The sequence below is a fragment of the Planctobacterium marinum genome, from assembly GCF_020687805.1.
GTDB classification, from domain to species: domain Bacteria; phylum Pseudomonadota; class Gammaproteobacteria; order Enterobacterales; family Alteromonadaceae; genus Planctobacterium; species Planctobacterium marinum.
The window spans coordinates 671,543-693,833 of the sequence record NZ_JAJEWQ010000002.1 but is presented as its reverse complement, the minus strand read 5'-3'; the positions used below and the strand labels follow the sequence as shown (position 1 = coordinate 693,833).

General features: G+C 48.3%; 19 protein-coding genes. All 19 read right to left on the bottom strand.

Features of this window, described 5'->3' with window-relative positions; translation table 11 throughout:
- Positions 1-54 precede the first annotated feature (54 nt).
- The 19 genes from mutT to mraZ all read right to left on the bottom strand — a co-directional run bounded on the left by mutT (position 55) and on the right by mraZ (position 22,095).
- Positions 55-453: an 8-oxo-dGTP diphosphatase MutT gene (gene mutT / locus LJ740_RS08420; RefSeq protein WP_229528630.1), complete on the bottom strand. Its 399-nt coding sequence runs from the start codon at positions 451-453 to the stop codon at positions 55-57.
- A 1-nt stretch (position 454) separates the two neighbouring features.
- Entirely contained in the window at positions 455-3,157 is a 2,703-nt protein-coding gene (gene secA, locus LJ740_RS08415; RefSeq protein WP_229528629.1) for a preprotein translocase subunit SecA, read from the bottom strand.
- Positions 3,158-3,279: 122 nt separating this feature from the next.
- Entirely contained in the window at positions 3,280-4,197 is a 918-nt protein-coding gene (locus LJ740_RS08410; RefSeq protein ID WP_229528628.1) for a M23 family metallopeptidase, read from the bottom strand.
- Positions 4,198-4,426: 229 nt separating this feature from the next.
- Complete coding sequence (lpxC, locus tag LJ740_RS08405) at positions 4,427-5,344, bottom strand: UDP-3-O-acyl-N-acetylglucosamine deacetylase (protein ID WP_229528627.1); 918 nt, start codon at positions 5,342-5,344, stop codon at positions 4,427-4,429.
- 113 nt (positions 5,345-5,457) lie between these two features.
- Complete coding sequence (gene ftsZ / locus LJ740_RS08400) at positions 5,458-6,621, bottom strand: cell division protein FtsZ (protein ID WP_229528626.1); 1,164 nt, start codon at positions 6,619-6,621, stop codon at positions 5,458-5,460.
- A gap of 58 nt (positions 6,622-6,679) precedes the next feature.
- The gene (ftsA, locus tag LJ740_RS08395; protein ID WP_229528625.1) at positions 6,680-7,909 is read right to left on the bottom strand and encodes a cell division protein FtsA; all 1,230 of its coding nucleotides are present in this window, start codon (positions 7,907-7,909) and stop codon (positions 6,680-6,682) included.
- Between the two features lie 31 nt (positions 7,910-7,940).
- A complete protein-coding gene (locus LJ740_RS08390; protein WP_229528624.1) occupies positions 7,941-8,672 on the bottom strand; it encodes a cell division protein FtsQ/DivIB in 732 nt (243 codons plus the stop codon).
- Position 8,673: 1 nt separating this feature from the next.
- Positions 8,674-9,600 (bottom strand): D-alanine--D-alanine ligase, encoded by a 927-nt coding sequence (locus tag LJ740_RS08385; RefSeq protein ID WP_229528900.1) that lies wholly within the window; start codon positions 9,598-9,600, stop codon positions 8,674-8,676.
- A 9-nt stretch (positions 9,601-9,609) separates the two neighbouring features.
- Positions 9,610-11,061 carry a UDP-N-acetylmuramate--L-alanine ligase gene (murC, locus tag LJ740_RS08380; RefSeq protein WP_229528623.1) on the bottom strand — a complete coding sequence of 484 codons (1,452 nt, stop codon included), beginning with the start codon at positions 11,059-11,061 and terminating at the stop codon, positions 9,610-9,612.
- A complete protein-coding gene (gene murG, locus LJ740_RS08375; RefSeq protein ID WP_229528622.1) occupies positions 11,058-12,143 on the bottom strand; it encodes an undecaprenyldiphospho-muramoylpentapeptide beta-N-acetylglucosaminyltransferase in 1,086 nt (361 codons plus the stop codon). Before murG ends, murC begins: the two co-directional genes overlap by 4 nt.
- The gene (gene ftsW / locus LJ740_RS08370) at positions 12,136-13,377 is read right to left on the bottom strand and encodes a cell division protein FtsW (RefSeq protein ID WP_229528899.1); all 1,242 of its coding nucleotides are present in this window, start codon (positions 13,375-13,377) and stop codon (positions 12,136-12,138) included. The genes murG and ftsW overlap by 8 nt, the downstream gene beginning before the upstream one ends.
- Positions 13,377-14,681, bottom strand: coding sequence for a UDP-N-acetylmuramoyl-L-alanine--D-glutamate ligase (murD, locus tag LJ740_RS08365; protein WP_229528621.1), 1,305 nt, complete (start codon positions 14,679-14,681; stop codon positions 13,377-13,379). Before murD ends, ftsW begins: the two co-directional genes overlap by 1 nt.
- 8 nt (positions 14,682-14,689) lie before the next feature.
- Positions 14,690-15,772, bottom strand: a complete 1,083-nt coding sequence (gene mraY, locus LJ740_RS08360) for a phospho-N-acetylmuramoyl-pentapeptide-transferase (RefSeq protein WP_229528620.1) — start codon at positions 15,770-15,772, stop codon at positions 14,690-14,692.
- Entirely contained in the window at positions 15,766-17,166 is a 1,401-nt protein-coding gene (locus tag LJ740_RS08355; protein ID WP_229528619.1) for a UDP-N-acetylmuramoyl-tripeptide--D-alanyl-D-alanine ligase, read from the bottom strand. The genes mraY and LJ740_RS08355 overlap by 7 nt, the downstream gene beginning before the upstream one ends.
- Positions 17,163-18,665, bottom strand: coding sequence for a UDP-N-acetylmuramoyl-L-alanyl-D-glutamate--2,6-diaminopimelate ligase (locus tag LJ740_RS08350; protein ID WP_229528618.1), 1,503 nt, complete (start codon positions 18,663-18,665; stop codon positions 17,163-17,165). Before LJ740_RS08350 ends, LJ740_RS08355 begins: the two co-directional genes overlap by 4 nt.
- Complete coding sequence (locus LJ740_RS08345) at positions 18,655-20,394, bottom strand: peptidoglycan D,D-transpeptidase FtsI family protein (protein WP_229528617.1); 1,740 nt, start codon at positions 20,392-20,394, stop codon at positions 18,655-18,657. The genes LJ740_RS08350 and LJ740_RS08345 overlap by 11 nt, the downstream gene beginning before the upstream one ends.
- On the bottom strand, positions 20,394-20,705 hold the full coding sequence (gene ftsL, locus LJ740_RS08340; RefSeq protein WP_229528616.1) for a cell division protein FtsL: 312 nt from the start codon (positions 20,703-20,705) through the stop codon (positions 20,394-20,396). Before ftsL ends, LJ740_RS08345 begins: the two co-directional genes overlap by 1 nt.
- Entirely contained in the window at positions 20,702-21,637 is a 936-nt protein-coding gene (gene rsmH, locus LJ740_RS08335; RefSeq protein ID WP_229528615.1) for a 16S rRNA (cytosine(1402)-N(4))-methyltransferase RsmH, read from the bottom strand. The genes ftsL and rsmH overlap by 4 nt, the downstream gene beginning before the upstream one ends.
- Positions 21,637-22,095 carry a division/cell wall cluster transcriptional repressor MraZ gene (gene mraZ, locus LJ740_RS08330; RefSeq protein ID WP_229528614.1) on the bottom strand — a complete coding sequence of 153 codons (459 nt, stop codon included), beginning with the start codon at positions 22,093-22,095 and terminating at the stop codon, positions 21,637-21,639. The genes rsmH and mraZ overlap by 1 nt, the downstream gene beginning before the upstream one ends.
- Positions 22,096-22,291 lie beyond the last annotated feature (196 nt).

Here is a 22,291-nt window from a genome sequence, read left to right as displayed (position 1 = left end):
ATCAAGGTTTTGTGAGGAATTTTCAGCCCGACAACGACTGGCGATCAGACGTCGTTAGCTGTCAAACTGGCTTAGTAACTTGTCAACGATTACACCGTTCGCCGCAGGAAAATCCACTTCGGGAAGATGGTTGATGGCGACCCAGCGGTACTCCAAATCCTCTTTAGATTCGGGTTCGTTAGCAAATTCAGATACCGTATAAACGTCCAGTAAAACGGTTTTATCGCCATAATCGTGATTAATTTGAATCAGTGGGCTGGCACTGAGTACCTCAATGCCCACTTCTTCCTGAAGCTCTCTGGACAGCGCCTCAGTCATAGATTCATGGGCTTCGCGTTTACCACCCGGGAACTCCCACTTACCGCCCTGATGCGCGTCGCTGGCTCTGCGAGTGAGGAATACCTCTTCGTCTCGCAGAATCACGCCAACGGCCACTTCTACCACTTTGGTCATGTCAGCTCAGTTTACCGTGGCATTGTTTGTATTTCTTACCAGAGCCACAAGGACAAGGATCGTTGCGACCAACTTTGGGTTGATTGCGCACTACCTGTTGCTGCCCCTGATCTTCCGACTGATTTGGAGACTGATGTTCGAAGTTCTTTGGTGCAGCCTGTTCCTGCTGGCGGCGCTTTTCTTCTACCGCATCTACATCCGACTGAGCACGTACCTGTACTTTACTCAGAATGCTGATCACTTCGATTTTCAGGGTTTCCAACATCTGGCTGAATAACTCGAAAGACTCACGTTTGTATTCCTGTTTGGGATTCTTTTGTGCATAGCCACGCAGGTGAATGCCCTGACGCAAATGATCCATAGCCGCTAAATGTTCTTTCCAGTGGCTATCCAGATTTTGCAACATGATTGCCTTTTCAAAATGCCGTAGTACTGAATCACCAACCTGCTCTTCTTTCTCGGCATACGCTGAATCAATGGCCTGGTGAATTTTTTCGCGCAATGATTCTTCATAAAGCTTGTCGTCATCTTCTAACCACCTGGCGATGGGCAAATCCAACAGGAAATCGGCTTTAAGACGCTCTTCAAGACCACTGACATCCCACATTTCTTCCAGGCTTTGCGGTGGAATGTACTGATTAATCATATCGTCAACCACATCGTTGCGGATAACGTCTATGGTTTCTTTAATATCGCCTTCGTCCAGCAATTCGTTGCGCTGCTCGTAAATCACCTTACGCTGGTCATTAGCAACATCATCAAACTCTAACAACTGCTTACGGATATCAAAGTTGCGACCTTCGACTTTGCGCTGAGCGTTTTCAATGGCTTTGGTTACCCAGGGGTGCTCGATAGCTTCACCCCGTTCCATTCCCAGACGCTTCATCATGCCAGCCATGCGGTCTGACGCAAATATGCGCATCAGAGGATCTTCTAATGACAGATAAAAGCGCGATGAACCCGGATCACCCTGACGACCAGAACGACCACGCAACTGGTTATCAATACGACGTGACTCGTGACGCTCAGTACCTATGATATGCAAACCACCGGCTTCCAGCACTTTGTCATGCAGTACTTTCCATTCGGCTTTGATCTTCTCGACTTTTTGCGGTTTAGGATCATTGATGGCGGCCACTTCTGCCTGCCAGTTACCACCCAGCACAATATCAGTACCACGGCCCGCCATGTTGGTGGCTATGGTGATGGCTCCGGGTTTACCAGCCTGAGCCACGATTTCAGCTTCCTGGGCGTGGAACTTCGCGTTCAGTACCTTGTGCGGGATCTTTTCTTTTTTCAGTATACGGGACAACAACTCAGAGTTTTCTATGGACACCGTGCCCACCAACGCTGGCTGACCGCGTTTTACACAGTCGCGAATATCTTCCACGATAGCTTCGTATTTTTCTTCCGCAGTCATGTAGATCAAATCCGCCATATCCTTACGTACCATAGGTTTGTTGGTTGGTATAACCACCGTTTCCAGGCCATAGATATGATTAAATTCGAATGCTTCGGTGTCGGCTGTCCCCGTCATACCGGAGAGTTTGTCGTACAGACGGAAATAGTTCTGGAATGTAATAGAAGCTAATGTCTGATTTTCATTCTGGATCTTAACGCCTTCTTTCGCTTCTACCGCCTGATGTAAACCATCGGACCAGCGACGACCTTCCATAGTTCGTCCGGTGTGTTCATCAACGATAACGACGTCATTGTCTTTTACAATGTAATCAACGTCTTTTTGAAACAGTTTATGGGCGCGTAATGCCGCATTGACATGGTGCAGCAACGAAATGTTGGTAGCGCCATATAGAGATTCTTCTTCCGGCAAAATACCGATGCGATGCAAAATTTCTTCTACGTGAATCTGACCGCGTTCTGTCAGATGGATTTGTTTTGCCTTCTCATCAATGGTGTAGTCACCATCGCCTTCCTGACCTTCTTCGTCTTCTTTATCCTGCTGTACCAGTTCCGGAATAATGGTATTGATGCGACGGTACAGCTCAGAACTGTCCTCGGCCGGACCGGAAATAATCAGTGGCGTTCGGGCTTCGTCAATCAGGATAGAATCCACTTCGTCGATAACCGCAAAGTTGAGTGGACGCTGCACGCGCTCTTGCGGGCTAAAAGCCATGTTGTCACGCAAATAATCGAAACCAAATTCGTTATTGGTACCGTAGGTAATATCCGCAGCGTACGCTTGCTTCTTCTCATCATGGTTCATGCCAGGCACGTTACAGCCGACAGTTAACCCCAAAAACTCAAACAAGGGGCGGTTGCCCTCAGCGTCACGTCGTGCCAGATAGTCGTTAACGGTCACTATGTGCACGCCTTTACCTGATACGGCGTTCAAATAAGAGGGTAATGTCGCCGTCAGGGTTTTACCTTCACCGGTACGCATTTCAGCGATTTTTCCCTGATTCAGTACCATCCCCCCCAACATTTGCACGTCAAAATGGCGCATGCCATAAACCCGTTTACTGGCTTCTCTCACCACAGCAAAGGCTTCTGGTAACAGGTCGTCCAATGTTGCCCCTTCACTCAGTCGATTTTTAAACTCCTGAGTTTTTTCCTTGAGTTGCTCATCAGTAAGACCTTCGTACTCAAGCTCATAGGTGTTGATTTGAGTAACAGCTTTATTTAATTTTTTTAGCGTTCTGTCGTTGCGGCTGCCAAAAACTTTGGTGAGGATATTTGCAAACATTAACTCTTATTTTCCTGATCCGGAGCCTTTAATCAGACATCCTTTGAATATTATTCGTTACTTTATAAAAACAATCGGCTCGAAAGAGCCGATTGTTGAAAACCTTATTTATTTGTGAAGCTTCAGTTCACTGCTTTTCGATAAACAAACTGCAGTGGGTCCATCTGATTGCCGTTTCGCAGCACTTCATAATGGACATGAGCACCGGTGGCTCGCCCGGTTTGCCCCATATCGGCGATTTTTTGCCCTTTGGTGACAACGTCGCCGATTTTAACATGGATCTTTTTGTTGTGCCCATAGCGAGTGACTAATCCGTCGCCGTGGTCCACTTCCACTAAATTCCCATAACCATACCGGGGTCCCGACCACACTACCATGCCTGCGCCAGTGACCACTACCGGGGCACCTTCGCTTCCGGCAAAGTCGATGCCTTTGTGCATTGCGGGCAAACCCGAAAACGGATCTTTACGCATACCATAATAAGACGACAACCAGCCACTCTCGATAGGCCTGCCTGATATGAAGCTTTCGTTTTGTATATGGTGTTGCATTAATACAGATTCAAGGGCCTGCAGCTGCTGCGATTTATTCTGCAGTTGCGCCATCATGGCATCAATTTGATGTAAGACATCCAGTGACGAATCAACAGAGGGCATTTCTACATCATGACTCGGACCACCAATCGGCATAGGTTGCCCAAATTGAAATTCATCAACGTGTAAATCAGATTCGACAGCCAGTCTTTCTCCAAGGGCATTCAGACGTTGTAATTCGCTCTGCATTTCGCCTAATTTCAGCAACATGCCCGTCAGCTTTTGCTCTGTGGACTGGCGCAACTGATGCAGCTCATGCTGCTGTTCAATCAGGCCGGTTTGCGTCACCGCAACCCGCGCAGAAAAATTAAGCTCCGGCTCGTTTTCTGATACCAATATCGCCGTCAGTAACAGACCGCCTAAAACACCGCCCAGGGCGAGCCTGTTCAGCGAGACTGTTTTAATCAGCTTAATTCGACGACTTCGATATAGTATTGTTAGACTCATATACGCTTGATATCAATTCTTTAAAATGAGAGCCGCTTACATCAATAAAGCGTATCTGTACCTATGCTTGTTTTAAGCAATAAAGCGAGAAAGATAAACACACATTAATAATAAGTCAATCTTCCGAATCTGTCAGATTGCTTTATACCAAAGTATTATCGGCCAATTTGCCGTTTTCCCAGGCTAAAATCAAAAAAGCCACGTTATATGACGTGGCTTTTGGCGTTTATTAAGAAAAGGATAATCCCGGCATGGCGTATTTTATCGGCATATCCTGATTGGACTCATAGCTGACAAACTCCCATGCATCCTGATTTGCCATTAACGCATTAAGTAGTTTGTTGTTCAGGCCATGACCCGATTTAAAGGCTTTTAACTCACCGATAATACTGTGTCCACCCAGATAAAGGTCGCCTACTGCGTCCAGAATTTTGTGCTTCACAAATTCATCTTTATAGCGCAGACCTTCCTGGTTTAGAACGCGATAATCATCCAGCGCCACGGCATTTTCCATGCTGCCGCCCAGGGCCAGATTATTGGCGTGCATAAACTCCAGATCCCGCATAAAACCAAAGGTGCGCGCACGGCTGACGTCATCAATGTATGATTCACTGCTGAAGTCCATCACCATTCTTTGGTTTGTTTGCTTGATCACCGGGTGCTCAAAGTCGATGGTAAAATCCACTCTGAAGCCGTCATAAGGTAAAAACTCGGCCCATTTGTCACCGTCTTCTAACCTGACTTTTTTGGTCACTTTAATAAAGCGTTTAGCCGCGCTTTGCTCTTCGATTCCCGCCGTTTGTAACAGGAAAATAAATGGACTGGCACTGCCGTCCATGATGGGCAACTCGTTGCTGTCCACTTCAACGATCAAATTATCAATACCCAGTCCGGCTAACGCAGAGGATAAATGTTCAATCGTTGAAATGCTGTGACCGTCGTCATTGCTCAGACAGGTGCACAACATAGTGTCACCTACGGCATTGGCTTTAGCCGGAATATCTACATAAGGTTCCAGATCAATACGCCTGTATACAACACCAAAGTTTGCAGGAGCAGGCCGGAGAGTCATAGTGACCTTTTCCCCTTTGTGCAGACCGATACCGGTCGCTGATACAGCTTGTTTTATTGTGCGTTGTTTGATCATGCCCAACCTTGTATATAAATTAGCCAGCTAACAAAAAAGCGGCGCGCAGTGTACCCTTTCATTGACCATAAAGTCAAATAATTGTAATAAAACCGCCAGCTTTTATAACCAAACTAGTCAGCTTGTTTGCGTAAAAACGCCGGAATATCCAGATACTCCAGGTCACCGCTGTCGGCTTTTTCATCAACGATAGGGCTGACCTTTCCAGTTTCAGACATCGGAACAATGGAGTCAGTTCCATTTGCCTGCAATTTAAATTCACTGGCTTCTGCATTTACGCGATTGCTTCGGTTAGAAACAATCGAAATCTCTGGCTTTTTCTCTGCGCCAATACCGGTAGCAACCACGGTGACGCGCAGTTCATCGGCCAGATCCATATCAATAACAGTACCAACTACTACTGTGGCGTTTTCAGACGCAAACGCTTTTACAGCGTTACCCACAGTTTCAAATTCATCAATAGCGAAATCCGGGCCTGCCGTGATGTTCACCAGGATACCACGAGCACCAGACAAATCGATGTCTTCCAGTAACGGACAGGCGATAGCTGCTTCGGCCGCTTCTTCTGCGCGATCTTCGCCTTTAGCCACACCGCTACCCATCATAGCCGTGCCCATTTCAGACATAACAGTTCTTACGTCAGCAAAATCCACGTTAATCAAACCAGGGCGAGTGATCAGTTCGGCAATGCCCTGTACTGCGCCGCGCAATACGTCGTTAGCCGCACTGAAGGCCTGCAACAATGGCGTGCCACGACCCATTACTTTCAATAGTTTTTCATTCGGGATAGTGATCAGTGAATCAACGTGTTTGGCTAATTCCGCCATACCACCATCGGCAATAGTGCTACGCTTTTTGCCTTCAAAAGGAAATGGCTTGGTCACAACCGCAACCGTCAGGATCCCCATTTCCTTGGCAATTTTTGCCACTTCAGGTGCAGCACCGGTTCCGGTACCACCGCCCATTCCGGCAGTAATAAACACCATATCAGCACCTTCAATGGCCTGTTTGATGGTTTCTCTGTCTTCTTCTGCGGCCTTTTGCCCCATTTCCGGATTCGCACCGGCACCCAACCCTTTGGTAACATTGGAACCAATTTGCAAGGTAAGGTTGGCACTGGAATTTCTCAATACCTGTGCGTCGGTATTGATAGCGATAAACTCAACACCTTCGATAGATTGTGACACCATGTGTTCGACAGCATTGTTGCCGCCGCCGCCAACACCAATGACCTTGATGACAGCTTCTTCATTATGGGTATCCATTAATTCGAACATAATTTACTCTCCGATTTAGCTTTCACTTTAAAACGAACCTAGCGCATTTGGTTCGCTCTTAAAATTCCCCTTTAAACCAACTTTGTACACGTTCCCATATGCTTTCGTTGGCACTGTTTTTATTATTCTTTTTGGTGGTGACTTGTTCACTACCATAATGTAATAATCCTACGGCGGTAGCATATGTAGCGTCATCTACATATTCCGCCAATCCCTTAACCTGCAAAGGCGTTCCTACTCTTACTGGCATTTGGAACAACTCTTCAGCAAACTCCACAGCCCCTTCCATTTTGGCTGTCCCGCCGGTCAATACGATACCGGCAGCAATCTGTTCTTCAAATCCACTGGATTTGATTTCTTCGTGAATTAATTCAAATAATTCCTGATATCTGGGCTCTACCACCTCAGCCAACGTGTGTCTGGACATAGTGCGAGCCGCACGACCACCGACACTCGGTACTTCAATGGTTTCTTCCATGCTGACCATGTCTTTTAAGGCACAGGCATAGTTCACTTTTATTTCTTCAGCATGGCTGATAGGTGTTCGGAAGATCTTGGCAATATCATTGGTGATCTGGTTACCCGCCACCGGAATTACCGCCGTATGGCGAATCGCGCCATCGGAATAAATCACCATATCGATGGTACCACCACCGATATCTACCACACAGACTCCCAGCTCTTTTTCATCTTCGGTCAGTACCGCGTAGCTGGAAGCAAGAGCAGAGAATATCATCTGATCCGCCCTGAGTTCACATCTTTCTACGCATTTTACTAAATTTTTTGCCATATCTTCGGCACAGGTAACAATGTGTGCACGCGCTTCCATTCTGACGCCGGACATCCCCACCGGATTCTTGATCCCTTCCTGAACGTCAATGGTGTAATCTTGCGGTAAAACGTGCAGCAGCTTCCGCTCGGCAGCTATCGGTACAGAACGGGCTGCGTGAATAACATTATCAACGTCATCCTGGGTGACTTCCTGATTATTGATGGGCACCATGCCACTTTCATTTTGGCATTTTACATGCCGGCCTGAGATGGACATTAACACCGACGACACCTGACAATCCGCCATCAATTCCAGTTCATTGATGGCGCGTTTGACTGACTGCACCACCATATCCAGGTCGTTTACACCACCTTTGTCCATGCCTTTAGACGGATTTGAGCCAACACCAACAACACTGATGGCGCCATCTTCCATCACTTCGCCCACTACGGCTTTGATATTGCTGGTACCTATATCCAGACCTACCACCAAATTTCTGTCTGTTACTTTCGACACGATTCTCTTATTTCCTGTCACAACTCATTAATTAAGATGGCGTTTTTTCACGCCAGCCTACCGCCAGTCCCGTATCATAACGGAGGTCAACATAGGCTACTGCCTTTTCATTCTTCAGTAACAACGGATACACATCGATAAACCGTTGTAGCCTGTCAATAAACTCAGTGCGTCCTAAACGTAACTGAATGTCATTACTGAGTTTTAAATGCCACGCATAGCGTTCACTTAAGGACACCTCAGTAATGGTTAAATCACTACCGTTGAGTAAGCCCTGCATGGCCTTTAAGCCCTGCAAAACAGTTAACTCACTGCCCCCTGGCCCGTATAACGATGGCAACTCATCACCTTGCCAAAACGCGTCGAATACACCGCCATATTGGTTTAGCAGCATATCTTCGTTCCAGTGGGCTACCGCCACCTGCTCAACCACATAAACTTTCAAGGTATCAGGCCATGACTTCCTTATCGATGCCTGATACACCCAAGGTAAACTCTCTATTGCCTGATGGGCATCATCCACATCAATGGCAAACAAACTCACAGCCGTGTCGTTCCTCACGGCTTTATCTATCTCTTTGGCGCTCAGCTGAGTCAATTCACCAGATACCAACACCTGCTTCAGAGGCACTTTTTGTTCGTCCTGAAGCCATCTCATGACTGTTTGTCCGGCAAACACTAATGCCAACAACACAGCACACAGAAAAATTACACCTGCAATAAACCCAGGAGAACGCCATTTCTCTGTATTTGCTTCAGACATATCAACGGCGACACTCACAAGTTTCTGCGACCGCCAACACCAGATCAGAAAACGACATTCCTGCCTGTTTGGCGGCCATAGGGACTAAACTCTTTTCGGTCATACCGGGCACAGTATTCACTTCCAGGATGTAATAATTGCCCTGCATATCACGCATAATATCGACCCTGCCCCAACCGCTGGCCCCGACCGCTTTGAAAGCCGCCAAAGCAATATTCGCGATGTCTTGCTCGTCCTGTTCAGACAAGCCTGACGGGCAATGATAAGAGGTCGTATCGGTGTGATACTTTGCCTCGTAGTCATAAAAACTGCGCGGCGTTTCCATTCGGATAGAAGGCAATGCCTCATCTGCCAGTACAGAAACGGTATACTCCAGGCCCTTTACAAACTGTTCCACCAACACTTCAGTATCAAATTCCAGTGCCTTTTCAATGGCGGATTGCAATTGGTCAGCGGACTGAACCCGAGACATGCCAATGCTGGAACCCTCCAGTGCGGGTTTAACCATGATCTCATGATTTAAATTTGTCATGATTTGTTCAGCATCAAAGTGCTGTAACTGCTCTGCTGTGACAACGCAATAAGGTGCCGTTGGCAAGCCCTGAGCTTCAAAAATGCGTTTGCTACGGATTTTATCCATTGCCAGGGCAGAACCCAGAACCCCGCTTCCACTGTAGGGCAAGCCAAGCGTTTGTAATGCCCCCTGAATGGCGCCATCTTCGCCGCCACGGCCGTGCAACATGATAACCACACGTTGCACTTTTTCTGTCAGTAAATCGGTAACCGGTCGCTCTGATGGATCAAATCGCAATACCTCAACACCACTTTCTTCCAGAGCCCGGGCCACGGCTTCGCCGGAGCGCAATGATACCGCTCTTTCTGCAGAGTTTCCGCCTAATAAAACCGCGACTTTACCCAAATCACTCATATTCACTATTTAAACCACCAGTTGCAATAATTGCGCTGAATCTAACTGCGTTTGTTGTAACTTTTTAGCCAGTTGACCAATATTACCCGCCCCTTGTGTCATTAACACATCACCATCCTTAAGCACATTCGCCAGTACTTTAGGCAGTTCGGCCAGTGACTCAATATGCACTGGATCAATCCCCCCACGATTGCGAATTGAACGACATAGAGAACGACTGTCAGCACCTTCTATCGGTTTCTCTCCCGCCGGATAAACATCCAACAACAGCAACAAATCGACCTTTGACAGAACCCGCACAAAATCCTCGTACAGATCCCGGGTACGGGTGAATCTATGGGGCTGGTAAATCATCACCAGTCGCTTATCTGGCCAGTTGTTGCGGGCCACTTCAATCGTCGCCGCCACTTCTGTGGGATGATGACCATAATCATCCACCAGGATAACCTCGCCGTCATTCACCGGATAATTACCCAATATTTCAAAGCGACGTCCGATCCCGGCAAAACTCTGCAATGCAGACTGTATCGCCTGATCACTGACGCCTTCAGCCGTAGCAACAGCTATCGCAGCGAGGGCATTTTGTATATTGTGTTTACCCGCCAGATTCAGTTGAATTTGCAAATCGGCCAATTGATGACGTTTCACCACAAAGCGACACTGATTTAAGCCCAACTGAATATCACAGGCGCGCACATCAGCATCTTCGCTGAAACCATAGGTAGTGTACTGGCGACTGATTCTGGGCAGTAATTCCCGCACAGTATCATCATCAATGCACAAAACGGCCTGCCCATAAAAGGGTAAGTTGTGTAAAAACTCGATGTAAGTATCCTGCATACGCGCAAAATCACCACCGTAGTTTTCCATGTGATCCGGTTCAATATTAGTTACCACTGCCACCATGGGTTGCAGGTGCAAAAACGAAGCATCACTTTCATCCGCTTCAGCGATCAGATAGCGACTGCTACCCAGTCGGGCATTGCTGCCGGCACTGTTGAGTCGCCCCCCAATTACAAAAGTAGGGTCCAGTTGGCCTTCTGCAAAAATGGTGGCGGTCAGACTGGTGGTGGTAGTTTTGCCATGTGTACCGGAAATCGCGATACCATGTCGAAAGCGCATCAGCTCGGCCAACATCTCGGCACGGCGAATAATAGGTATGCGTCGCTCAAACGCCGCTTTAATCTCCGGATTTTCCGGATTGATGGCGCTGGATACCACCACAACGTCCGCTTCGATTACATTGGACTCTGCATGGCCCAAAAACACATTGGCGCCGCAACTGGTTAGGTGCCGTGTTAAGTTCGAGACATTCAGATCAGATCCTGATACCTCATAGCCTTCATTGAGCAATACTTCAGCTATCCCTGCCATACCCACACCACCAATACCGATGAGGTGGATACGGCGGATACGCCCCATCACCGGATTCGCAAAGGTTGTACTACCTGGCTGATTCATCGGCTGGCACCCACCTGTTCAATACATACATTAGCGACTTTTTCAGTGGCACTGCGTTCGCCACATTGTCTGGCTTTGTCTGAGATTTGAATAATACGCTCTCTTTCTGAATTTAAATTATCTAATATTGCTATCAACTGTCCCGATTCCAACTGTGACTGGGGCAATAAAATGCCAGCGCCCTGAGTCACCAGATACTGGGCGTTTTTAGTCTGATGATCGTCTACAGCATGGGGGAGTGGTACAAAAATGCCACAGCGTCCGGCCAGTGCGATCTCCGATACGGTCAGTGCGCCGGCACGACATATCACCACATCAGCCCACTCATAGGCTGCAACCATTTCATCTATAAAGTCGGTGACCTTGAGATTGTCGCCGGTAACCTGACCAGCCTTGTAAGCCGCTAACACCGCTTCGCTATTGCCCTTGCCGGCCTGATGCCAGATCTGCACATTCCGCTGTGTCAGTTGCTTTACTGCCTCAGGCACGCACTGATTCAACACTTTAGCGCCCAGGCTACCACCGCTAACCAGCACCCGCAGTTCATCCTGTAATTCACGCTTCTCACTAATCTCAGCAAAGGCAGCACGCACCGGATTACCCACCTGTTGTTTTTTCGCGTTGCCCTGTAACCAGTTGGCGTTATCAAAAGCGGTTAGTACTTTTTTCGCTATTCGGGCCAGTAGCTTGTTGGTCAACCCGGGGGCGGCATTTTGTTCGTGCAACACCAAGGGTATACCACTTAACCAGGCGGCAATGCCGCCGGGTCCACTGGCATAACCTCCCATCCCCAGTACCACATCAGGTTTAACCTGGCGCAATATTCTGATGGCTTGCCAGGTCGCGTGCAGAATTTTAAACGGTGCTTTACACAAACGCACCAGTCCATTACCACGCACACCCGAGATATTGATAAAATTAATGGCAAAACCATGTTTGGGCACCAATTGAGCTTCCATACGGTCGGCCGTTCCTAACCATTCAACTTGCCAGCCTTTTTCTTTTAAAAACTGGGCTACCGCCAGGCCAGGAAAGACGTGCCCGCCAGTGCCTCCTGCCATAACCAATAAACGATTACTCATCAGCGGTGCGCTCCTGACGTTTTTTGGTTCTTGCCGTTTTTCTTGCCCTGACAGAAGGTTTACTCAAGGCATGTAACTTTCCGGTTTTTAATTCAAAGTCGATACGCAACAGAATAGCTACGGCAATCGACATAATAATCAAACTGGACCCACCGGCACTGACCAAAGGCAGTGTCAGTCCTTTCGTGGGTAAAACGCCTGAGCTGGCGCCTACATTCACCGCTGTCTGAAAACTGATCCAGATGCCAATCGCATAGGCCATAAAGCCTTCGTAAGGTCTTTCTTTTTGTAACGCCTGACTACCCAGCTTTAACGCCTTAACCACAATAAATAACAATAAACCAAGAATGAGTAAGACACCTGTCAGACCCAGCTCCTCAGCGACAATCGACATAATAAAGTCAGTGTGGGCTTCAGGTAAAAACTCCAGTTTTTGCAAACTATTACCCAACCCTTCACCAAAGACACTGCCACGGCCCCAGGCCATTAACGATTGTGTCAGCTGATAACCGGTACCAAAAGGATCTGCCCAAGGGTCAAGAAATGCGGTTACCCTGCGCATCCGGTATTCTTCAACGACAATCAAGGCAGCCACGGCGGCAATACCGGTAAAGGCCAGACCAAAGAACTGCCATAACTTAGCGCCCGCCAGGAACAACAATCCAACGGTCGTGGCAAACATCACGATGACAGTACCCAAATCAGGTTGCGCCAGTAACAACAAAGCCAGCACGAAAAACACAATTAACGGCTTGATAAAGCCCTTCAGGTTTTCGGTTACTTCGCCATAGCGGCGTACCATGTAACCTGCAAGATAACAAAAGAAAAACAGTTTCGCCGGCTCTGCCGCCTGTATAGTAATTGGGCCGATTGCCAGCCAACGGGTACTGCCGTTAACGGTGCGCCCGAAAAACAAAACAACAATCAGCAGTCCGATGGCAAGGAATAACAAATAGGCGTTGGTTTTTTGCCACCAGCTCATGGGGATCATCATTGCGACCATGGCGGCCAGCGCCGAGATAATCAAATAGATACTGTGCCTGATGGAAAAGTGAAACGGATTGTTAAACAACCGCTCTGCCACTGGCATGGAAGCCGATGTGACCATCACCAGACCAATCGCCATCAGGGCTAACGCTGCCATCAACAAGCCAATATCGTAGGGTCGTTGTGGACCGCCTTTATCGTGTCGCCAGGCGAACAAATCAGGTAAATAACTGGAAGAGACCTGCATCATGATAAGGCCTCCACAGCTTTCGCAAAGACGTCGCCGCGTTGCTGATAATTGGCAAACATATCCAGGCTGGCACATGCGGGGGATAACAGCACCATGTCTCCTGAGCGCGCTCCCTGTGCTGCCACCTGCACCGCTTTTTGCAATGACTCTACACGGATACTGTTGTCTTTTAAGGCAGCAATGCTGTCGCCGTCTTTGCCAAAGGTGATCAGATGTTGTACGTCATTGAGCAGCAGGTTTTGCAGGGGGGTGACATCGGCCTGTTTGGCATCACCGCCTGCCAGCAACCATAAATCACCGCTCACCACAGGGCGCAAGCCGTGAATGGCGGCAATAGTGGCGCCGACATTGGTGGCCTTAGAATCATTAATCCAACGTACGTTATTTCGATCAGACACCAACTGGCAGCGATGTGGTAAACCGTCAAATTCACGCAGTGCCTGTTGAATAAACTCATCAGCAATGCCTGAATGCCTGGCAATGATCATTGCAGCCTGAGCATTGAGCAGATTGTGTACACCACTTATTTTGAGATCGTTTGCCATTAAATATGGCTTTCCGTCTAAAGTGACGGCAGCCGGAGACATTTGCAAACCAAAACCGTGCTCAGCCGCAGCGTCTGTAATAAAAACATCAACCTTTACATCGTCTGTGTAGGTATTGCGGTCCTGTGCATTCGCCAGTTTAAAATCGGCATTGTCAAAAATGGAATGTTTAGCCTGACAATAGGCCTCAAAATCCGGATAGCGGTCCATGTGGTCTTCAGATACGTTCAACAGTGCCGCGGCACTCAAAGGAATATCCTTAGCAGTTTCCAACTGAAAACTGGATAGCTCTAACAGCGCAATATCAAAATCAGTCTGCAACAAATCCAGGGCGGGCAAGCCGATGTTGCCACCACATGCCACTTTTTTGCCTGCGGTCAGCCAGATCTTTTCTAACATGCTGACAACCGTAGATTTGCCGTTAGAGCCCGTTACCCCAATGATGGGTTTGTCGCAATTGGCCGCGAACAGTGCGATATCGCCAACTACCTGACATCCATTGGCAATCGCCGACTGAATGGCAGGCGTACTCAACGCCATACCAGGACTGAGTACGATAAGATCAAATTCATCAAACTGGTGTGTCGCAAACGCCCCAAAATGGCAAGGAATATCAAGGTTACTTTGCGTCAGACTTCGGGTATCAAATCCCGTGGCCTGAATACCATGTCGCAACAAAAAGCGCGCGCAGGACTGACCGGACAGGCCCATCCCCACAATCGCGATTTTTTTGTCTTTAAGTTGCGACAGATTCATTCGGACTTTTACCTCAGTTTCAGCGTAGCCAGGCCAATTAACACCAGAATCAACGAAATGATCCAGAAACGCACAATAACCCGGGGTTCAGGCCAGCCTTTTAATTCATAATGGTGATGTAAAGGCGCCATGCGAAAAATGCGCTGACCGCGTAGTTTATAAGAGCCAACCTGCAAGATAACCGACAGAGTTTCCATGACAAACACACCGCCCATTATCACCAGCACTAACTCCTGACGTACCAATACCGCCAGAATGCCCAATGCACCGCCCAGCGCCAGCGAGCCTACATCTCCCATAAACACCATCGCGGGATAGGTGTTAAACCACAAAAAACCCAGACCGGCCCCTACAATCGCTGTACATACCACCACCAGTTCACTGGTGAGGGGAATATAGGGTAATTGCAGATATTCAGAAAAATTCACATTTCCGGTGACATAAGCAAAAATGGCCAAAGCCCCGGCCACTAAAATGGTAGGCACGATGGCCAGGCCGTCCAGGCCATCGGTAAGATTGACGGCATTACTGGTACCCACAATGACAAAATAAGCCATAACCACAAAAAACAATCCCAGTTGCGGCATCACTTCTTTGAAAAATGGGACCAGCAATGCGGTTTCAGCAGCAGACTGACTGTTAGCGTAGAGATAAAACGCAACGACAATCGCGATAACTGATTGCCAGAAATACTTCCACTTGGCTATCAGCCCTTTGGGATCTTTGCGCACCACTTTGCGGTAATCATCCACAAAGCCAATGATGCCGTAACCGACGATAATCGCCAGGGTTACCCATACATAACGATTACTCAAATCAGCCCATAACAGAACACTCAGAACAATTGCCGATAATATTAAGAGCCCCCCCATGGTAGGAGTGCCGGATTTACTTAAATGAGATTGCGGACCATCACTGCGCACCGTTTGACCAATTTGTAAACGTTGCAACCAACGAATCATTTTGGGCCCCAGCAACACAGCAATCAGCAACGCCGTCAGCGTGCTCAGGATGGCGCGCATCGTTAAGTAAGAAAATACATTAAAACCAGCATCAAACTGCTGCAGCCATTCGGCTAACCAAATTAACATGCGATGCGCTCCCTGGCGCGTTCAAACTTTCCCAAAGGAGATTCCTCCAGGGCCTTTACCACATTCTCCATACGGGCACTGCGGGAGCCTTTGATGAGAATGGTAATATCTTGCTTTTCCAAAGCCAGTGCCTGATTAAGACTGGCTACCAGGTCAGCTACCTCTGAAAAGTGATGCCCGGACTGACCAAATACATCACTGGCACTTTGACTGAGCACACCCAGCGAATAAAAGTCATTGATGCCTTTTTGCTGTGCGTACTCACCCACTTTTTCGTGGTAGTAACGGGCCTTTTCACCTAATTCACCCATATCGCCCAGGATGGCAATCTGTCTGCCCGGAAAACTACTCAACACATCTAACGCCGCATTCACCGATGCGACATTGGCATTGTAAGTATCATCCAGAATGCGAATTTGATTGCTCAACTCTTTCACATTCAGTCGCCCCGACACTTGTTTTAACTGCCGTAAGCCGGTAGCTACCTGTTCCAGGCTGGCACCAACTTCCATGGCTAGGGCGGCGGCCACCAGGGCATTATTCACATTGTGAATGCCTGGCAAGGTTAACCAGATCCCCACTTTGCCTTCAGGCGTACATAAATCAAACTGGGCACAGCCATCGAGGCCGATAATCACATCTTCAGGGTAAAAATCCGCATGGTCAGCGGTCATGGAAAAGGTGGAAGTGCGCTTGTCTGTTAATTTGCCAGACCAGTATTCGAAAAACTGACTGTCTTTATTGAGAATGGCCAAACCATCGGTTTGCAAACCATTGAAAATTTCACTCTTGGCTCTGGCAACGCCAAACAGAGAACCAAAGCCCTCAAGATGAGCGGCAGAGGCATTGACGATAGTGGAAACATCCGGCTGGGCCAGCGAGCAGGTGTAATTGATCTCGCCCAGATGATTGGCCCCCATTTCTACCACTGCATATTCGTGACACTTTTCCAGCTGCAATAAAGTCAGAGGCACGCCAATGTCATTATTGAAATTTCCTTTAGTAGCCAACACATTGCCTTTCAGCGATAAAATAGACGCCACCATCTCCTTGACTGTGGTTTTACCGGAACTGCCGGTTATGCCCACCGTTTTTGGTGCGACTTCATTGCGTACCGCCTTACCCAACGCGCCCAATGCTAACTTGGTATCTTCCACCAAAATAAAGGGTAATGTCGTGTCAACCGGCTTGCTGACCAGCAACGCTGCTGCGCCAGTGCTTTGTGCTAATTCAACAAAGTCATGGGCGTCAAAATTGGGCCCTTTTAATGCAATAAATAAGCTACCAGCTTCGATACTTCGGGTATCGGTGCTAACCTTATCTATAAGGATATCCTGACCATTCAATGTTCCCTGTACTTGCTGTGCAACCCAGGACAAAGATACTTCAATCATGATGCCACCTTGTAGAGTGATTTAATAAATAGTCGTTCGTCGTAATCAGTAACCAGATCGCCGATCACCTGTGATGTTTCATGTCCTTTGCCAGCCAGGACAATCAGGTCATCAGCGTCGCCCTGAGAAACTGCCCACTTAATGGCCATCTTCCTGTCCGTTTCAACGTAAACTTTGTGATGGTCAGGCATGCCTTGCAGAATATCGCCTATGATATCCTGAGGATCTTCGTTGCGTACATTATCATTGGTTAACACAACGTAGTCTGAATCCTGATAGGCTACCCGCCCCATTTGTGGTCGTTTACCCTTGTCGCGATCGCCACCACACCCAAATACGCAATACAGCTGACCTGCGCAGTGGGCTCTCATTGAAGACAGTATTTTGTGCAGTGCATCCGGCGTATGAGCGTAATCCACCACGATATCCGGCTTGCCCTCCGCCCGGAAAAACTCGGCCCGACCGGCTACCGGGATTAATTGCCTTGCGGCTTTCAGCACGTCCTGGAAAGTTCGCCCTAAGGCCACCTGAGTTGCTATCGCACTGAGTACGTTCAGAATATTAAATTCGCCATACATGGGCAGGTGTAATTGGCCCTCTCCCCAACTACTGTGTACGCGAAACGCCAGACCTTCAGCACTGTATGTAATATTGTCGGCAAAACAATAAGCGTGAGGTAAACTGGTTAATTCCGACAGGCCAATCAAAATTACCGACACTGCAGCGGGCTTAAAGCGCAACCAATTAACGTGCTCTGCATCATTTTGATTTAGCACCAGGGTCTGCAACCCCGGCTGCTGCATCAATAAACGTTTAGCTTTGGCATATTCTTCCATAGAGCCATGATAATCCAGGTGATCCCGGGACAAATTGGTAAATACTGCAACCCGGGTATTCACCTGTTTGATTCGACCCTGCACCAGGGCATGACTGGACGCCTCAAAGGCTAAATCAGAAGCGCCAGCTTGCAATGCCTGCCAGGCAAGGCGCTGAATCGAAATGGGATCAGGTGTGGTATTTTTGCTACTTTGCAACGCCTGCAACGCTCCCTGCCCTAATGTACCGGCAAACCAGGCGGGCTTTGCCAACGCATTACTGAGTTGACTAATAAAATGGGTTGTTGACGTTTTACCATTGGTACCGGTTACCGCAACGGTATTTAAATGCTCCGTGGGATTGCCAAAGAACACTGCAGCCAGCGCAGACAGTTGTTCGAACAGTTGATAAAAGCTGATAATGAGGGAATGCTCGCGCATCGACATTACGCCATGCTCAGATTCGTTATCCGTTTCTGCCAGAATGACCTTCGCGCCCAGACTAACCGCCTGAGGAATAAAGTCCCGACCATCAAGGTTATGGCCTGCTACGGCCAGGAAGCCTTTATGAATAGCTACTTCACGACTGTCCAGTACCAGATCGTCAACCTCCAGTTCCGGCGCATCGATGCCAAATGGCTTTAACAATTGTTGAATATTACGCAGCCCGAACTCAGGAGTCATTGTTCTTACTCCTTAACGCTGCCAGTGATGATACAGACTTGTCATCCGGCGGTACGTTCAGCATTTGCAAAGTACCGGACATCACACGTGAAAAAACCGGAGCTGCGGTGTCACCGGAATGGTACAGGTCGCCGCCGGGTTCATTGATCAGTACCACTACAGCCACCTGAGGATCTGATACCGGGGCCAGCCCCGCAAAAATATTCACGTATTCTTCACCATAACCACCAGGCACGGCTTTGCGGCTGGTGCCGGTTTTACCGGCGACGCGATAGCCGGGAACCTGAGCTTTTTTACCCGTCCCGGAGTCCGATACCACCTGCTCCATCATTTCAATAACAGCCCCGGCGGTTTGAGCCGATAAAGCTCTTTCACCTTGTGCCAGTTGCTCAGCTTTAATGATACTTAAGGGTCGTCTTACGCCACCATTGGCGAGAGTAGAATACATACGGGCTAACTGCAGTGTGGTTACCGCAATACCATAGCCAAAAGACAAGCTGGCCACTTCGTGATCTGACCAACGGGAACGTTCATGGAAAATACCGCCGCTTTCACCAATCAGATTACTGCCGGTATCCCCTATCAAACCCACATCGTAATAGGTATCAAGAAACTGTCTTCTGGGAATCGAGAAGGCCAGTTTAGAGGCCCCCATATTACTGGACTTTTTCACAATCTCGGTAAGGTCCAATACGCCGTAGTTACGAGGATCTCGTACATAAGCGCCACCAACCCGCATCCAGCCCGGTGATGTATCTATTTGGGTGTCCAGCTCTACGCTGCCAAACTCCAACGCACTGACCACCGCCAGGGGCTTCACTGAAGAGCCTGGTTCAAAGGTGTCCGTCACTGCGCGATTGCGAATACGGTGTGCCGGTACGCCTTGTCGATTGTTCGGATTAAAAGAAGGGCTATTGACCAGCGCGAGAATTTCTCCGGTGTGAACGTCTGCAACAACGGCGGAACCGGATGTAGCCTGCAACAAGCTAACTGCGCGCTTAACTTCTTTGTAAGCCAAAGCCTGTATCCGCTGGTCAATAGTTAACTGGATGTTCTGTGGTTTTTTACCGGACTCTTCGGAATGCAGTTCTACCTGACGCCCCTTGGCATCAATACTGACCTCTCTGCGGTCCGGGGTACCACTCAAAATTTCATTGTAAATTCGCTCAATCCCCTCCAGGCCTTTGTCGTCCACATCGGTAAATCCGATAAGGTGCGCCGACACTTCTCCGGCGGGGTAATAACGCCGGGATTCTTCCCGAAGGTATACACCGGGAATATTGAGTTTCCCCACGTAGTCCGCCATAGCCGGGGACACCTGACGTTGTATATAAACAAAACGTTTTTCCGGATTTTTCACCCGTCTTAAGATGCGCTCCACATCCTGACCAATAACATCGGCTAACGCCTGCCAACGTCTTTTGGATTGCAGCGCATTGTTTTCATGAATTGTTTTAGGATCAGCCCAGATGGCACGCACCGGCACACTGACCGCCAGCTCTTCACCATTGCGATCCAAGATAAGCCCCCGATGGACCCGGGTTTTGCGCACCCGCTCTGTTCGGCTATCTCCTTTTTTCACCAACATATCCGGATCAATCACCTGAATGTAGGCGGCTCTGACTGCCAGGCCCACAAACACCAGACAGATCAGACTTAATACAGTAATGAAACGCCACTGTACTGTCGTAGGTTTAGGGATCTTTTTATTTTTAATTGCCGCAGCCATTATTTCACCCTCACCACGACTTCTTCTTCCGGATCAGGACGATACATATCCAACTGTTCTTTAACCAAAGACTCGATACGGTTGTGCTCGGTCAGTGCTCCCTGCTCCAGAATCAGGTTACGCCATTCAACGTCAAGCCGATCCCGCTCCTGCAGAGCCTGCTCTTTTTCGATTAATAACTGGCGATTGTTGTGAGAACTGAGAATGACTGCAATCGCGCTAATCAATACCGCTGTAAACAACAACACTCGCAACAGGTTACGAGTGATGTCAGTGAGTATAATAGTGACCAGGTTGAAGTTATTTGTCATAGCTTCTCCGCCACTCTGAGAACCGAGCTTCGGGCCCGTACGTTGCGTTTTATCTCACTTTCATCGGGCTTTATCGCCTTGCCAATCAAACGCAGTTTCTTACTGGCGTTGATTTCTTCCTGCCTGACAGGTAAACCATGCGGCACCTGCATGCCACGGCTTAAGTCACGCATAAAGCGTTTTACGTATCTGTCCTCCAGAGAATGAAAACTGATTACTGCCAGACGCCCGTCTGCTGCTAATACCTGTAGAGCTGACGCTAAACCGCGCTCGATTTCGCCCAGTTCATCATTAATAAAAATGCGAATTCCCTGGAAAGCCCGGGTGGCCGGATGCTTAAACTTGTCTTTTACCGGTACCGCCTGATCGATAAGTTTTGCCAACTGTAAGGTAGAGGTGAGTGGGTTTTCATCGCGGGTGGTGACAATGGCATGAGCAATGCGCTTGCCAAATTTCTCTTCACCATACTCTTTGATAACCCGGGTGATATCCGCTTCATCCGCTGAATTTAACCATTCACTGGCACTGATCCCTTTGCTGGTATCCATCCGCATATCCAGCGGGCCGTCTTTCATGAAGCTGAAACCGCGGCCTGCGTCATCCAGTTGCGGAGAAGAAACCCCTAAATCCATAAGGACACCGTCAATCCTGCCCAGCAAACCGAGCTCCGTAAGGGCAGAAACCATGTCAGAAAAAGCAGAATGCACAATCTGAAAACGGCTGTCATCGGCAAATGCCTTTGCGGCTTCAATGGCCATGGGATCGCGGTCAAACGCAATCAAACGACCATTGTCACCCAGTTGCTCCAGGATCAAACGAGAATGTCCACCTCGACCAAACGTCGCGTCTACATAGATACCGTCCTGTTTAATGGCCAATGCATCAATAGATTCATGCAGCAGCACTGATGTGTGGGTAAAAGTGCTGGTCATTATAAAGAAAAGTCCTGTAAACGTTCGGTAAGTTCAAATCCGGCATCCTGTTCGGTCGCAATATCCGACTGGATCTGTTGCTCCCAGGTACTGGTATTCCAAATTTCGAATTTATTAAGTTGTCCCACCAACATGATTTCTTTGGTGAGTTCGGCGTGTTGCCTGAGCGGAGCGGAAAGTAAAAATCGACCGTTTTTATCCATTTCGCCTTCGTTGGCATAACCCAGCAACAATCGCTGTAAGCGACGTTCATGCGGATTCATGCTGGACAGACGACTGAGTTTCAACTCGATTTCTTCCCATTCAGAAAGTGGGTAAAGCAGCAAGCAGGGTTGTTGAGTGTCTATTGTACAAACTAATTGTCCCTGACAATCATCCAGAAGCGACTGACGATACCTCGTTGGTATCGTCACCCGGCCTTTAGTGTCCAGATTGATTGCGTTAGCGCCGCGGAACATTCCCCTAGCCCATATGTTTTTATTGTTTTTAGAAAGGCACGGTAGACACTAAAAAATCCACTTTATGCCACTTTTACCCACAATTCACAGTTTAGAAACCACACCATGCCCCTGTCAAGTCAATCTCCGCTTATTTTCCCCACTATTTCAGGGTGGGAATAAGTGCATCTGGTGAAGTACTTGAAAATACTGAGAT

Coding starts and splice junctions, on each gene's coding strand:
- mutT (WP_229528630.1), bottom strand. CDS start 453: ATGACCAAAGTGGTAGAAGTGGCCGTTGGCGTGATTCTGCGAGACGAA.
- secA (WP_229528629.1), bottom strand. CDS start 3,157: ATGTTTGCAAATATCCTCACCAAAGTTTTTGGCAGCCGCAACGACAGA.
- LJ740_RS08410 (WP_229528628.1), bottom strand. CDS start 4,197: ATGAGTCTAACAATACTATATCGAAGTCGTCGAATTAAGCTGATTAAA.
- lpxC (WP_229528627.1), bottom strand. CDS start 5,344: ATGATCAAACAACGCACAATAAAACAAGCTGTATCAGCGACCGGTATC.
- ftsZ (WP_229528626.1), bottom strand. CDS start 6,621: ATGTTCGAATTAATGGATACCCATAATGAAGAAGCTGTCATCAAGGTC.
- LJ740_RS08390 (WP_229528624.1), bottom strand. CDS start 8,672: ATGTCTGAAGCAAATACAGAGAAATGGCGTTCTCCTGGGTTTATTGCA.
- LJ740_RS08385 (WP_229528900.1), bottom strand. CDS start 9,600: ATGAGTGATTTGGGTAAAGTCGCGGTTTTATTAGGCGGAAACTCTGCA.
- murC (WP_229528623.1), bottom strand. CDS start 11,061: ATGAATCAGCCAGGTAGTACAACCTTTGCGAATCCGGTGATGGGGCGT.
- murG (WP_229528622.1), bottom strand. CDS start 12,143: ATGAGTAATCGTTTATTGGTTATGGCAGGAGGCACTGGCGGGCACGTC.
- ftsW (WP_229528899.1), bottom strand. CDS start 13,377: ATGCAGGTCTCTTCCAGTTATTTACCTGATTTGTTCGCCTGGCGACAC.
- murD (WP_229528621.1), bottom strand. CDS start 14,681: ATGAATCTGTCGCAACTTAAAGACAAAAAAATCGCGATTGTGGGGATG.
- mraY (WP_229528620.1), bottom strand. CDS start 15,772: ATGTTAATTTGGTTAGCCGAATGGCTGCAGCAGTTTGATGCTGGTTTT.
- LJ740_RS08355 (WP_229528619.1), bottom strand. CDS start 17,166: ATGATTGAAGTATCTTTGTCCTGGGTTGCACAGCAAGTACAGGGAACA.
- LJ740_RS08350 (WP_229528618.1), bottom strand. CDS start 18,665: ATGACTCCTGAGTTCGGGCTGCGTAATATTCAACAATTGTTAAAGCCA.
- LJ740_RS08345 (WP_229528617.1), bottom strand. CDS start 20,394: ATGGCTGCGGCAATTAAAAATAAAAAGATCCCTAAACCTACGACAGTA.
- ftsL (WP_229528616.1), bottom strand. CDS start 20,705: ATGACAAATAACTTCAACCTGGTCACTATTATACTCACTGACATCACT.
- rsmH (WP_229528615.1), bottom strand. CDS start 21,637: ATGACCAGCACTTTTACCCACACATCAGTGCTGCTGCATGAATCTATT.
- mraZ (WP_229528614.1), bottom strand. CDS start 22,095: ATGTTCCGCGGCGCTAACGCAATCAATCTGGACACTAAAGGCCGGGTG.